The sequence below is a fragment of the Cognatishimia sp. genome, assembly GCF_964229375.1.
Classification (GTDB): Bacteria; Pseudomonadota; Alphaproteobacteria; order Rhodobacterales; family Rhodobacteraceae; genus Cognatishimia.
This window is the reverse complement of sequence record NZ_CAXREH010000073.1, coordinates 1-13,243: the sequence shown is the minus strand read 5'-3', so window position 1 is coordinate 13,243 and position 13,243 is coordinate 1. Positions and strand designations below refer to the sequence as shown.

General features: G+C 58.3%; 14 protein-coding genes. 6 read left to right on the top strand and 8 right to left on the bottom strand.

Annotation, left to right across the window (positions count from 1 at the left end; all coding sequences use genetic code 11):
* The 3 genes from ACEQWH_RS05925 to cysE all read left to right on the top strand — a co-directional run.
* Nucleotides 1–2,299 (top strand): glycoside hydrolase TIM-barrel-like domain-containing protein (locus ACEQWH_RS05925; RefSeq protein ID WP_370228851.1); only part of this gene is annotated, 2,299 nt, incomplete at its 5' end.
* The gene (locus ACEQWH_RS05920; RefSeq protein ID WP_370228850.1) at nt 2,296–2,682 is read left to right on the top strand and encodes a hypothetical protein; all 387 of its coding nucleotides are present in this window, start codon (nt 2,296–2,298) and stop codon (nt 2,680–2,682) included. The genes ACEQWH_RS05925 and ACEQWH_RS05920, both read left to right, overlap by 4 nt.
* A gap of 116 nt (nt 2,683–2,798) precedes the next feature.
* Nucleotides 2,799–3,599 (top strand): serine O-acetyltransferase, encoded by an 801-nt coding sequence (cysE, locus tag ACEQWH_RS05915; RefSeq protein WP_370228849.1) that lies wholly within the window; start codon nt 2,799–2,801, stop codon nt 3,597–3,599.
* Between the two features lie 78 nt (nt 3,600–3,677).
* On the opposite strand, the gene ACEQWH_RS05910 is transcribed toward cysE, so the two are convergent.
* From ACEQWH_RS05910 to pgk, 6 genes are all read right to left on the bottom strand, one after another.
* Nucleotides 3,678–4,982, bottom strand: a complete 1,305-nt coding sequence (locus ACEQWH_RS05910; protein WP_370228848.1) for a pyruvate dehydrogenase complex dihydrolipoamide acetyltransferase — start codon at nt 4,980–4,982, stop codon at nt 3,678–3,680.
* 12 nt (nt 4,983–4,994) lie between these two features.
* Complete coding sequence (locus ACEQWH_RS05905; RefSeq protein ID WP_370228846.1) at nt 4,995–6,374, bottom strand: pyruvate dehydrogenase complex E1 component subunit beta; 1,380 nt, start codon at nt 6,372–6,374, stop codon at nt 4,995–4,997.
* A 12-nt stretch (nt 6,375–6,386) separates the two neighbouring features.
* Nucleotides 6,387–7,376, bottom strand: a complete 990-nt coding sequence (gene pdhA / locus ACEQWH_RS05900; RefSeq protein WP_370228844.1) for a pyruvate dehydrogenase (acetyl-transferring) E1 component subunit alpha — start codon at nt 7,374–7,376, stop codon at nt 6,387–6,389.
* Nucleotides 7,377–7,512: 136 nt separating this feature from the next.
* Nucleotides 7,513–7,815 (bottom strand): septum formation initiator family protein, encoded by a 303-nt coding sequence (locus ACEQWH_RS05895; RefSeq protein ID WP_370228843.1) that lies wholly within the window; start codon nt 7,813–7,815, stop codon nt 7,513–7,515.
* 134 nt (nt 7,816–7,949) lie between these two features.
* The gene (locus ACEQWH_RS05890) at nt 7,950–8,843 is read right to left on the bottom strand and encodes a fructose bisphosphate aldolase (protein ID WP_370228842.1); all 894 of its coding nucleotides are present in this window, start codon (nt 8,841–8,843) and stop codon (nt 7,950–7,952) included.
* Nucleotides 8,844–8,960: 117 nt separating this feature from the next.
* On the bottom strand, nt 8,961–10,139 hold the full coding sequence (gene pgk, locus ACEQWH_RS05885) for a phosphoglycerate kinase (RefSeq protein WP_370228840.1): 1,179 nt from the start codon (nt 10,137–10,139) through the stop codon (nt 8,961–8,963).
* 126 nt (nt 10,140–10,265) lie between these two features.
* On the opposite strand from pgk, the gene ACEQWH_RS05880 reads away from it, so the two are divergent.
* The 3 genes from ACEQWH_RS05880 (at nt 10,266) to ACEQWH_RS05870 (ending at nt 12,558) form a co-directional block, all read left to right on the top strand.
* A complete protein-coding gene (locus ACEQWH_RS05880; protein ID WP_370228838.1) occupies nt 10,266–10,775 on the top strand; it encodes a peptidylprolyl isomerase in 510 nt (169 codons plus the stop codon).
* The gene (locus tag ACEQWH_RS05875) at nt 10,775–11,407 is read left to right on the top strand and encodes a peptidylprolyl isomerase (protein ID WP_370228836.1); all 633 of its coding nucleotides are present in this window, start codon (nt 10,775–10,777) and stop codon (nt 11,405–11,407) included. Before ACEQWH_RS05880 ends, ACEQWH_RS05875 begins: the two co-directional genes overlap by 1 nt.
* A gap of 176 nt (nt 11,408–11,583) precedes the next feature.
* Nucleotides 11,584–12,558 (top strand): DUF3179 domain-containing protein, encoded by a 975-nt coding sequence (locus ACEQWH_RS05870; RefSeq protein WP_370228834.1) that lies wholly within the window; start codon nt 11,584–11,586, stop codon nt 12,556–12,558.
* Nucleotides 12,559–12,639: 81 nt separating this feature from the next.
* On the opposite strand, the gene ACEQWH_RS05865 is transcribed toward ACEQWH_RS05870, so the two are convergent.
* Nucleotides 12,640–13,149, bottom strand: a complete 510-nt coding sequence (locus ACEQWH_RS05865) for a polymer-forming cytoskeletal protein (protein ID WP_370228832.1) — start codon at nt 13,147–13,149, stop codon at nt 12,640–12,642.
* A partial coding sequence (locus ACEQWH_RS05860) for a M23 family metallopeptidase (protein ID WP_370228852.1) occupies nt 13,139–13,243 on the bottom strand: 105 nt, incomplete at its 5' end. The genes ACEQWH_RS05860 and ACEQWH_RS05865, both read right to left, overlap by 11 nt.

Sequence of the window (13,243 nt, the reverse complement as noted above, 5' to 3'; positions counted from 1 at the left end):
GCTTTGGGCGGATGCGAATATCGATTTCGTGGGGATCGACAATTACATGCCGCTGTCCGATTGGCGCGATGGGGCGGATCATGCAGATGCGGGCTGGGGCTCGATCTATGATCTGGACTATCTGATGTCGAATGTTGAGGGGGGCGAGGGCTATGACTGGTTTTACCACTCGTCCGAAGCCGAGGCGGCTCAGATCAGGACGCCGATTACCGATGGCGCCTACGGCGAGCCATGGGTTTGGCGATATAAGGACATGCGCAATTGGTGGTCGCAAGCGCACCACAATCGGATCGGGGGTGTCAGACAAGCGACGGCCACGCCTTGGGTGCCCCAAAGCAAACCGATCCGATTTTGTGAGATCGGCTGTGCGGCGGTGGACAAGGCGACCAATCAGCCCAACAAATTTGTGGATCCCAAGTCGTCGGAAAGCAGCCTGCCAAAGTTCTCAGACGGGCGCCGGGATGACTTTATCCAGCATCAATATCTGAGCGCGCTTTATACGTATTGGCAAACGCAGAACCCGCTGTCCGAGGTCTATGGCACCGAAATGGTGGATATGTCACGCGCCTTTGTCTGGGCTTGGGATACGCGCCCTTGGCCCTGGTTTCCAAACGCAACGGGGCTGTGGAGCGATAGCGAGAACTATGCGCGCGGGCATTGGGTGTCGGGGCGGGTGACACACCGCAGTCTGGCCTCTGTGGTGCGAGAGGTCTGTGACGCCGCGGGCGTTGACGCGGATGTGGATGATCTGACGGGGGTGGTGCGTGGCTATACCGTGGCCGAAGTTACCGACCCCCGCGCGGTGTTGCAGCCGTTGATGTTGCACTATGGGTTTGATGCGATTGAGCGGCACGGACGGTTGATCTTTCGCATGCGTGGCACAGAACCCGCCGCGACGGTTTTGCCGTCTGAGACAGCCGTAAATGACAACTTGCCGTATGGGTTGGACGCAGAGCGCAGTGCCTCTGCCGAACTTGCAGGGCGCGTGCGGATCAGCTTTGTTGAGTCAGGGGCCGACTACCGGATTGTCAGCGAAGAAGCGGTTTTGGCCGATGAGTCCTCAAATGGAGTTTCGGGGTCCGAAGTGGCGCTTTCGTTGCTGCGCGGCGAAGGCAAGGCCACGGCGGAGCGTTGGCTGGCCGAGTCCCGTCTGGCGCAGGATACGGTGCGGTTTTCTTTGCCTCTGTCGCGCCTGTCTCTTGGAGCAGGGGATGTCGTTGGCCTTGAAAGCGACGCAGGTCTGCGACGCTACCGCATTGATCGTGTGTCTTTGGGGGATGTGCTGAGTTTTGAGGCGGTTGCAGTTGACGCGAGCCTTTATGAACGCCCACCCCTTGAGCCGACTGATCCTTCGATGCCGCTTGTGGCGGCGCCGGCCCCCGTGCGGCCGTTGTTCATGGATCTGCCTTTGATGCGTGACGATGATGCGGTGTCGGCGCCGTATTTCGTGGCCTTGGCCGAGCCTTGGCCCGGTTCGGTCGGGGTATATGCCGCAGACAGCGACGAAGGCTATCGGTTGAACATCACACAGACCACGCGGGCGCAGTTTGGGGTTCTGGAAAGCGCCTTGGGCGACGGGCCTTTGGGTGTGATTGACAGAGGGGCTGCGGTGCGGGTTCGGATGATTTCGGGCGATGTGTCGTCGATCACGGACACCCGTTTGTTGTCCGGTGGCAATGTGGCTTTGATCGGAGATGGCACGCCCAATGGGTGGGAGGTCATTCAGTTTCAGCGGGCCGATCTGGTTGGCGTTGCGACCTATGACATCAGGGACCGGTTGCGCGGACAGCGGGGCACGGGCGTCAAAAGCTGGCCTGCTGGGAGTTGGTTTGTTTTGTTTGACGGTATCCCAAGCCAGCTGGAGCTTGAGGCCGCGCAACGTGGCGTCGCGCGACATTACAGGATTGGGCCGACGCGATTGCCAGTCAGCGATCCAAGTTATGTGCATCAGGTCCATGCGTTTGATGGCAACGGGTTGCTGCCCTATGCGCCGGTTCACCTGCGTGCACATCCATCCGCTGGTGGGCTGGAAGTTTCGTGGATCCGGCAGACGCGCCTTGACGGAGACCTCTGGGACTTGCCGGATGTGCCCCTTGGCGAAGAGCTGGAGCGCTATCAAGTCCGCGTCAGTCTGGGCGGACAGCTTTTGCGGCAGGAGTTTGTAGACACGCCCCATTGGACGTATTTGAGCGCGGATCAGACGTTGGATGCCGCCGCCGGGTTGGTCACGATTGAGGTTGCGCAACTCTCGGCGCGGTTCGGGGCAGGGCGCACGGCGACGACTGCCGTTGGCCTGTGACCTTGCGCGCGGTGATGATCGGGGATGTGATGGCCTTGGCGCGAGGGCTGAGCGGAATGCCCGCAGACCGTCAGTGCATCGCGTGCCAACAGGCTTTTCTACGTACCCATTGCGCTGACAAGTTTCGCAAGCGGCTGGGGCGGGTGCATCCGCGATGGGGAGATGGCAGCCTGATGGCCTTTGCTTTGCTGACCTATCGCGGCAAACGCCATCAGGACCTTGGCAACCGGGCGTTTCTGAGCGCCTTGCACGCAGTGCTCGATCAGCTTTTACAATGGCGACAAATTCAGGCAGCCAGAGGAGAGACGGCACGGCGCGCAGGGCAGGTTTCACAACAGCAAGGCCATCCAACCGGTCCCGTTTGGCGTGATTTTGAAGAATGATTTCCCTAAAATCACCCTCTGCACTTGCATTCTTGTGTGTGATCCTGTCCACAACACTATTGAATTTGCCTCTTTTTTCCTAAGTCATGTAAGATAGAGGCCAAAGGAGCATCGAGATGGCAGAAACTCAGAAGGTCGTGACATCGCTGGATCCTGTTTGGGAACGCATTCAGGAAGAAGGTCACGCCGCCGTTCGCGAAGAGCCGCTGTTGGGCGGTTTGGTGCACAGTTCAATCCTGCACCACAAGTCTGTTGAACAGGCTTTGGCATATCGGATTTCGTTGAAGCTGGCGTCGGGCGAGATGTCAGAACAGCTGTTGCGCGAAATCTGTGAAGAGGCCTTTGCAAGCGATCCACGCATTTCTGTGGCTGCACGTGCCGACATCACAGCGGTCTATGAGCGTGACCCTGCGTGCCATCGGTATATCCAGCCCATGTTGTTCTTTAAGGGGTTTCAGGCCGTGCAATGCTATCGCGTTGCCCATTGGCTGTGGACCGAAGGGCGTCGCGACATGGCGTATTTCTTTCAGATGCGCAGTTCTGAGGTCTTTGGGATTGATATTCACCCAGCGGCCAAAATCGGTCAGGGCATTATGATTGACCACGCACATTCTATCGTCATCGGTGAAACGGCGGTTGTTGGTGACAATGTGTCGATGCTGCATTCGGTGACCTTGGGCGGCACCGGCAAAGAAGAAGAGGACCGCCATCCCAAGATTGGTGACGGTGTTCTGATCGGTGCGGGCGCGAAGGTGCTGGGCAATATCACAGTGGGTGAATGCTCGCGGATTGCCGCGGGGTCGGTGGTTCTGTCCGAGGTGCCGCGGTGCAAGACTGTTGCGGGTGTTCCGGCCAAGATTGTTGGCGAGGCGGGGTGTTCGCAACCGGCGGTCAGCATGGATCAAACCCAGCTGTAAGCTGTTGCTAATCCAAACAAAAACGCCGCCCGATTGGGGCGGCGTTTTGCGTTTTTAGGCGCGTTTTTGTGGGGCGTTTTAGGCCAGCATCGCAATCGGGTTTTCCAGATTTTCGACAATGGCGTTCAACAGCTCTGCGCCAAGCGCGCCGTCGATGACACGGTGATCGACCGACATGGTCACGCTCATGACGGTTGCGACACCCAATGTGCCATCCTCTTGCACCACAGGCTTTTTGACACCTGCGCCGACCGCGAGGATCCCAGCGTGCGGCGGGTTCACGATGGCGTCGAAATTCTCGATGCCAAACATGCCAAGGTTCGAGATCGCAAAGCTGCCGCCCTGATATTCATGCGGTGCAAGCTTGCGGTCACGCGCACGCGTCGCCAGATCTTTCATCTCGATCGACAGGGCAGACAGCGACTTGGTGTCCGCATCCTGCAAGACGGGTGTGAACAGACCGCCCTCGATGGCCACCGCGACGGCGACATCCGAGGCCTTCATCTGCAATACCCGGTCTCCGGCCCAGACCGCGTTGGCGGCAGGGACTTGTTGCATGGCAAGCGCGCAGGCCTTGATAATGAAGTCGTTGACCGAGATCTTGACGCCGCGATGTTGCAGCTGCGCGTTCAACTCACTGCGGAATTTCAGCAGGGCATCCAGTTTCACATCCCGACGCAGATAGAAATGCGGGACGGTCTGCTTGGCTTCGGTCAGACGGGCGGCAATGGTTTTGCGCATGCCGTCCAGCGAGACTTCCTCATAGCTGCGGCCCTCATAGGCGCGTGCGACCATGTCAGCAGACGGTCTGCTTGGCATCGTCGCCGCAGCGGGTGCCGCGGCACTTGGGGCTGCTGCCGAGGGTGCGGGCGCAGGTGTTGCTGTCGCGCCGAGGACGTCCGCTTTGACAATCCGTCCTTTGGGGCCAGAGCCCTTCAGTGCGCTGAGATCGATGCCTTTGTCGGCCGCGATGCGCCGTGCCAGAGGTGAGGCGAAGATGCGATCACCGTTTGTAGCACTTGGGGCCGCGGGAGCGGGTGTTGGCGTTGATGCGACCGGGGCAGGCGCTGCGGCCTCAGCTTCCGGCGCGGCGGCCTGAGCGGGCGCTGCAGCCGCTGCAGGCGTTGCGCCGGCCTCGTCACCATCCTCAAGCAGGATCGCGATTGCTGTGTTGACCTTCACGCACTCGCTGCCTTCGGCGACAAGGATCTGGCCCATGATGCCTTCGTCGACGGCCTCAAACTCCATCGTCGCTTTGTCTGTCTCGATCTCTGCAATCACATCGCCAGAGTTGACCTCGTCACCTTCTTTGACCAGCCATTTCGCCAGCGTGCCTTCCTCCATCGTCGGAGACAGCGCGGGCATGAGAATTTCTACTGCCATTTCAGGTTCTCCTTAGCGGTACGTGACTTGCTTGACGGCAGCGATGACTTCGTCGGTCGTCACCAGCGCAAGCTTTTCAAGGTTCGCGGCATAAGGCATCGGAACGTCTTTGCCGGTGCAATTGATCACGGGCGCATCCAGATAATCGAACGCTTTTTCCATGATCGTGGCCGACAGGTGGTTGCCAATCGAGCCAACCGGCCAGCCTTCTTCAACAGTCACGCAGCGATTGGTTTTCATAACCGACGCCAGCACGGTGTCATAGTCGATCGGGCGCAGGGACCGCAGGTCGACGACTTCGGCAGAGATGCCGTCCTCTGCCAGTCTGTCGGCCGCTTCCAGTGCATAGGTCATGCCAATACCAAAGCTGACAATCGTGACGTCGGTGCCTTCGCGCCAGATTTTGGCTTTGCCGATCTCGACGGTGAAATCATCCATGACGGGAACGTCAAATGACCGCCCATAGAGGATCTCGTTCTCCAAAAAGATCACCGGGTTCGGATCGCGGATTGCGGACTTCAACAGGCCCTTCGCGTCAGAAGCGGAATAGGGCATCACGACTTTCAGACCAGGAATTTGCGAATACCATGCAGCGTAGTCCTGTGAGTGCTGTGCCCCAACACGCGCCGCCGCCCCGTTTGGACCACGGAAGACGATAGGACAGCCCATCTGGCCGCCGGACATATAGAGGGTCTTGGCCGCAGAGTTGATAATCTGATCAATGGCTTGCATGGCGAAGTTGAACGTCATGAACTCGACAATCGGGTTCAAGCCGCCAAAGGCTGCACCGACGGCGATGCCGGCAAAACCATGTTCGGTTATCGGGGTATCGATCACCCGTTTCGCGCCGAATTCATCCAGCAGGCCTTGCGAGATCTTATAAGCGCCCTGATATTCCGCGACCTCTTCGCCCATCAGGAACACGTTTTCGCTGCGCTGCATTTCTTCGGCCATTGCGTCACGCAATGCTTCGCGGACGGTGGTCGATTTGACCTCGGTGCCCTCGGGCCAGTCAGGGGTGGCATGCGCCACTGGAACCGGATCAGCCGCGACGGGGGCTGCGGGCGCGGGTGCCGCTGGCGCAGCGCTTGCGGCCGGTGCCGGGGCGGGCGTTGAAGCAGGAGCAGCGGGCGCCGCACCGGCCTCTTCGCCGTCTTCCAGCAAGGTTGCGATCACCGAGTTCACTTTGACACCTTCGGTGCCTTCAGGAACCACGATGGACCCGATTGTGCCTTCGTCGACCGCCTCAAATTCCATTGTGGCTTTGTCTGTTTCGATCTCTGCGATGATGTCGCCAGAGCTGACCTCGTCGCCTTCTTTGACCAGCCATTTTGCCAGCGTGCCTTCTTCCATCGTCGGCGACAGGGCGGGCATGAGAATTTCGATTGCCATGGTGTCTGCTCCTTATGCCACGATATCCGTCCACAGCTCGCTTTCGGCGGGCAGGGGGCTGGTTTTTGAGAATTCGGCGCTCTCGTTGACGATGGCTTTGATTTCTTTGTCGATGGCTTTCAGATCCTCTTCAGAGGCGTGTTTGCCATCCAGAAGCATCTCGCGCACACGCTCGATTGGGTCGCGTTCTGATTTCACGCGCTGCACTTCTTCGCGGGTCCGGTATTTCGCCGGGTCCGACATAGAGTGGCCGCGATAGCGATAGGTTTTCACCTCGAGGATATAGGGGCCTTTTCCGGCACGACAGTGCGCCACGGCCTTTTCGCCTGCTTCTTTGACGGCCAGAACATCCATGCCGTCAACGACTTCGCCCGGAATGCCAAAAGCAGCACCGCGGGTATAGATGTCGGCAGTAGAGGTGGAGCGCTGCATCGATGTGCCCATGGCGTATTGGTTGTTCTCAATCACGAAAACCACCGGCAGATCCCAGAGCGCGGCCATGTTGAACGTCTCATAGACCTGACCCTGGTTCGCCGCACCGTCACCGAAATAGGTGAAGGTTACGCGTTTGTTGTCATTGTATTTATCCGCAAAGGCCAGGCCTGCGCCAATCGGCACCTGAGCGCCCACGATGCCATGCCCGCCATAGAAGTGTTTTTCCTTGGAGAACATGTGCATAGAGCCGCCTTTGCCCTTGGAATACCCGCCTTCGCGGCCCGTCAGCTCGGCCATGACGCCGTTTGGATCCATGCCACAGGCCAGCATATGGCCGTGGTCGCGATAAGAGGTTACGCGCTTGTCGCCCTCTTCGGTGGCGGCTTCCAGGCCGACAACTACCGCTTCCTGACCGATATAAAGGTGGCAAAAGCCGCCAATCAGACCCATGCCATAAAGTTGCCCGGCCTTTTCCTCGAACCGGCGGATCAACAGCATTTCACGGTAGAATTCTTTCAGCTCGTCGCCACTTACATTGGGCTTTTTCGCAGCTTTCTTCGCAGCCATGCGGCACGCTCCTCCCTGCTTTGTTTAGCGTTAAACTAAATTGCGTTTGCGCTATTAAAACCACGGGATGCGCGGGGAGGCCAGAGAAATTTTCGTGAGGATTGCGCGTTGGTCTATTGCGCGCGCGAACGGCGCCTTAGCGGATGACCATTTCGTCGCCGCGGATCAGGCCCAGTACCGAGCGTGCTTGCTGATCCAGAAGATCCAGGTCCAGATAGTCGTCAGACAGGCGGCGGGTCAGATTTTCCATCCGGTCAACGTCGTCTTGCATGCTGGCCAGTTGAACTTCCAGCAGTTGCGTTTCGGCCAAGATCTCCGTCCGGCTGAACAGCCCGTATTCCCCCTGCACAGCGGCAAAGGTGAAATAGACTGCCAAGCTGAACGCCACCCCGAAAAACAGGATAGGGCCAACGGCCGGACGGGATTTGGTGACTGCCATGGTTACTGCCAATCTGCCTCAAAAGACGGGGTCTTTAGTGACCCTCTATGTCAGACAGTATGGCACAAGTGATTCGCTCTGTGAATCCCAAAAATGCACAGATGATTCGTTTTTTTCACTTTGGAGTCAGATTGTTATCCTGCGATGGACGCCTGATAGATTCCGTCGATGCTGCCTGCGATCATCGCGTTGAATTCGTCTTCGCTTTGCTGCGCGCTCAGACCTTCGGTCAGCGCACGCGAGAAGGACGCGATCATGCCGGTGTTTTGCGCGAGCAGCCCGTTGGCTTCGTCACGGGAATAGCCGCCGGACAGAGCCACAACTTTCAGAACCTTGGGATGGTCCACCAGCGCTTTGTATTGGTTGGCGTTTGTGGGCAGGGACAGTTTCAACATGACCTGTTGGTCGTCGGCCAACGTGTCCAGCTCTGTCAGGATTGCGTCCCGCAGAATGTCTTCGGCTTCGGCCTTGTCGTCGATGGTGATGGTCACCTCGGGTTCAACGATCGGCATAAGGCCTTTGGCCAGGATTTGTTTCGCAACATCAAACTGTTGGGTGACAATTGCATTCACGCCATCGGTGTTGGCAGCCGAGATCACAGAGCGCATTTTCGTGCCGTAAACACTGCAGGCATTCGCACGATCCAAAAGGCTGTCCAGATCTGGCATCGGCTTCATCACCTGAACGCCGTTTTCTTCCGCTTCAAGGCCTTTGTCGACCTTGAGGAAGGGCACCACACCGCGTTTTTCCCAGATGTATTGCGCCGCAGGAAGCCCGTCGATGGCGCCATCCATGGTGCGCTCAAACAGAATGGCGCCCACGACCTTGTCGCCATTAAACGCCGGAGACTGCGCGATCCGTGCCCGCATTTCGTGGATCAGGCCGAACATCTCTTCGTCGCCGTTATAGGCATCTTCAGACACACCATAAAGGCGTAATGCTTTAGGTGTAGAGCCTCCGGATTGGTCCAACGCTGCGATGAAACCTTGGCCTTTGGAAATCAGGTCGGTTTGGGCGGATTTGGACATATCAGTATCCTTTGGCAATGAAATGGGGTCGGTGCGCACCTTCTAAGCCAGCCCCAAAAGGCGCGCAATGCTGATACCGCTAACCTTGTCCGGAAAAGAACCGGTTAACCCAAATGGTTAGGATTGTAGAGCTGCGACGCCCGGCAGGGTCTTGCCTTCCATCCATTCAAGGAACGCGCCGCCTGCGGTGGAGATATAGGTAAAGTCCTCTGCAGCGCCCGCGCCGTTCAGGGCAGCCACTGTGTCACCGCCGCCGGCAACCGATACCAAGCTGCCTGCTTTAGACAGTTTTGCAGCGGCCAGCGCCGCGGCGTTGGTGGCGGCATTGAAAGGCTCGATTTCAAAGGCACCGAGAGGACCGTTCCAGATAAGTGTCTTAGCTTGCGCAAGAATGCCGTCGATGCGTGCCACCGATTGTGGACCTGCGTCGAGGATCATGGCGTCTTCGGGGCAGGCGTCGGCCGCAACGGTCTCATTGTCTGCACCCGCCTTGAATTCGCGCGCCACAACAACGTCTGAGGGCAACACGATATCGCAGCCTGCGTCCTTGGCTTTCGCCAGAATGTCGCGCGCGGTGTCTGCAAGGTCATGTTCGCAAAGGGATTTACCGACATTCACACCCTGAGCAGCGAGGAAGGTGTTGGCCATGCCGCCACCGATCACCAGATGATCGACTTTGGCCACCAGATTGCCCAGCAGTTCCAGCTTGGTCGAGACTTTCGCACCGCCGACAACCGCCACTACCGGACGTTTCGGTGTGGACAACGCGGCCTCAAGCGCACTCAGCTCGGCCTGCATCAGGCGACCTGCGCAGTTTGGCAGCAGCTTCGCGACCCCTTCGGTCGAGGCATGGGCACGGTGCGCCGCCGAGAACGCGTCGTTACAATAGATGTCGCCCAAGCTGGCCAGAAAGCCCGCCATTTGCGGGTCATTGGCCTCTTCCATGGCGGTGAAACGGGTGTTTTCGATCAGGACGACCTGGGTGGCGGGCAGCGCGTCAATCATGTCGCGGCTGGGACGTTCGATAAAGGTGACGTCGTGGCCTGTGGCATCAGACATATACGGCACCAGCGGGCTGAGGGACATTTCTGGCACATACTGGCCTTTGGGGCGCCCGAAGTGCGCCAGCATGATCGGAGAGCCGCCAGCTTTGACGATATCCTGAATGGTGGGCACGATCCGGTCGATCCGCGTTGTGTCGGTGACTTTGCCGTCCTCCATCGGAACATTGATGTCCACACGTACCAGCACACGCTTGCCCGCAAGATCCATATCATCAAGGGTTTTCCAAGCCATTTCAAAGTCTCCTATGTCCCAATTTAGGCCTGTGAATAAAGGATTAATGCGACAGGTCAATGGCAGCTTGGCAATCGGCTCCATGCACACTAGGTTGAGCCTAACGAATATAAACGGAGCAGCCAAATGGCAGAGATCAAAGATCCCGAAAACACCATCTTGATGGAACTCAAAGGCGGCACAGTCGTCATCGAACTGTTGCCTGACGTGGCACCTGGCCACTGCGACCGCATGAAAGAGCTGGCGCGGTCTGGTCAGTATGACAACGTCTGCTTTCACCGCGTGATCGACGGCTTTATGGCGCAGACCGGCGACGTGGCCAACGGCAACATGGAGAAAGACTTCAACATTCGCATGGCGGGCACAGGCGGGTCCGATCTGCCGAACCTGAAAGCGGAATTCTCTGGTGTGCCGCATGATCGCGGAACTCTGGGCGCTGCGCGCAGCCAGATGCCAGACTCGGCGAACTCTCAGTTCTTTATCAATTTCAGCGACAACCACTTCCTGAACCGTCAGTACACCGTCTATGGCCGTGTGATTGAAGGCATGGAGCACGTGGACGCGATCGTACGTGGCGAGCCGCCAATGGATCCGGACCGCATGATCTCTGTCAAAGTGGCAGCGGACGCAAGCTGATGACGGGCGGGAGCAACAAACTCGTCGGCGTCGCCATGATGGTGGCGGTTCTGGGTGTCGGCGCCGTGTTTCTGGCGCAAGAAGGCACGCCGGGGCTGACGGACATCACCGAAGTCAGCAGCCAGTTGCCAGACTATGGTCTGGAAATCACCGTAGAGGGTGAGGCCGACGGCACCATCGTGATCGACCTGCTGGAAGGCGTTGCCCCCAACCACGTCGAACGGATTGTGACGCTGGCGCAGGAAGGATCCTATGACGATGTGATCTTTCACCGCGTGATCGACGGCTTTATGGCGCAGACCGGCGACGTCCAGTTTGGCAAAGTGGGCGGCGACAAGCGGATGGCGGGTCGCGGCGGCTCAAGCTATAGCGATCTGGTGCAGGAATTTTCTGAAGTGCCCTATGAGCGTGGCACAGTCGGGATGGCCCGCAGCCAAAGCCCGGATTCAGCGAACTCTCAGTTCTTCATCATGTTCGATCAGGGGTATTTCCTGAACGGTCAGTATACTGTCGTTGGTCAGGTGACTTCTGGCATGGACGTTGTCGATGCGATCAAGCGCGGGCATCCCCGCACGGGCGCGATCGATGGCGAGCCGGATCGGATGGTGACTGTGACGGTCACGCGGAACTGATCTGAGCGACATAAAATGCAAAACAGGCCTGGGGTTTCCCGGGCCTTTTTCTTGCGTGCAGACGGGTGCTTTGCGGCACTTCGATATACTGACCTGCCATCACAAGCGCGTTAAGGGGGCTATGCAGCACCCACAGTTTGGTCCCAGATGAACAGGACGCATCAAGGAGTGCTCTTATGTTTGCAAGAACTTTACTACTGGCCGCAGGTTTCAGCCTTGCCGTCAGCTCTGCATTCGCCAATCCCAACAGTTGGGGATTTGAATGGCCCAACACCGATTTTGAACAGACCTCTATTTCAGATTGGTCCGAAATCCTGTCAGGTGGTCCGCCAAAAGACGGCATCCCCGCGATTGATGATCCGGTCATGGTGCCGATCAAAGAAGGCGCGCAGATCGGTGAGCGTGAGCCGGTGATTACGGTTGAGATCGAAGGCGAGCTGCCGCGGGCCTATCCCATCCGCTATCTGACCTGGCATGAGATCGTGAACGACCAGATCGGAGACCTGCCGGTTGCTGTCACTTTCTGTCCGCTTTGTAACTCGGGCATCACGTTTGATCGCCGCGTTGGCGACCGTGTGCTGAGTTTTGGCGTATCAGGCAAGCTGCGCAATTCGGATATGGTCATGTATGACCGCGAAACTGAAAGCTGGTGGCAGCAGGCCATTGGCACAGGCATCGTCGGCGAGATGAACGGCGTTGAACTGACCACCTTGCCGACTTGGATGGAAAGCTGGCGCCAGTTTGCCGAGCGCAATCCAGATGGTCTGGTGATGGCGGAACCCCGGTTCGGGCGGCCTTATGGACTCAACCCCTATGTGAATTATGACAGTTCGACGCGTCCGTTCCTGTATCAGGGTGAAAACCCACCACATGGCATTTCGCCGCTGGCCCGTGTGATCCGTGTTGGCGACCGCGCATGGCCGATGACGCGCCTGCAGACCGAAACATCGGTCACCGAAGCAGGTGTGACAATCAGCTGGACCTCGGGGCAGGCCTCGGCACTTGACGGCCGCGACATAGCCGACAGCCGCGATGTGGGCACGATCCGCGTGAAGGACGCAGACGGCAAAGACGTGGCACATGACGTCATGTTCGCCTTCGCCTATCACGCATTCTGGCCCGAAGGAGAGTGGATGCTGGGGGATAGCTAATCCCGCATCCCCGCATCGATCTATCTTTCAGGCACAAAAAAAGCACCGCAAAAGCGGTGCTTTTTCAATTTGTTGACGGGCTTACTTGCCAGTCGGAGCAGGCGCTGCTTTTGGCGCTGCTGCGCGTTTGCCGGCGGCGCCCAGTGGGTCGTCCTGACGTTGCACAGAGCCCTCGAAATGCGCGCCGCTTTCGATAGCGATGGTCTTATGGATGATGTCGCCTTCGACACGTGCGGTCGAGGTCAGGCGGACTTTCAGACCGCGTACGCGGCCGACGATGCGGCCGTTGACGACCACGTCGTCCGCAACCACTTCGCCTTTGACGGTGGCGGTTTCGCCGACAGTCAGCAGGTGGGCGCGAATGTCGCCCTCGATGGTGCCTTCGATTTGTACGTCACCGGTGGTTTTCAGATTGCCTTTGACGTGAAGGTCCGCGGACAAAACGGATGCGCCAACCTTGGGACGCGGTGCCGCTGCAGGAGCAGGGGCCGCAGCTGCAGGAGCTGCCTTTTTGGCTGCTTCTGGCAGGACCGGCTTGGCGGTATCTGCTGGTTTTGCGGCAGGTTCGTTGATTTTGCTTTTAGAAAACATCTCTTGCAGCCTTGATAAATTTCATCGGGTTAACGGCCCGACCATTGATCCGCACTTCATAGTGCAAATGGGTTCCTGTCGAGCGTCCTGTGTT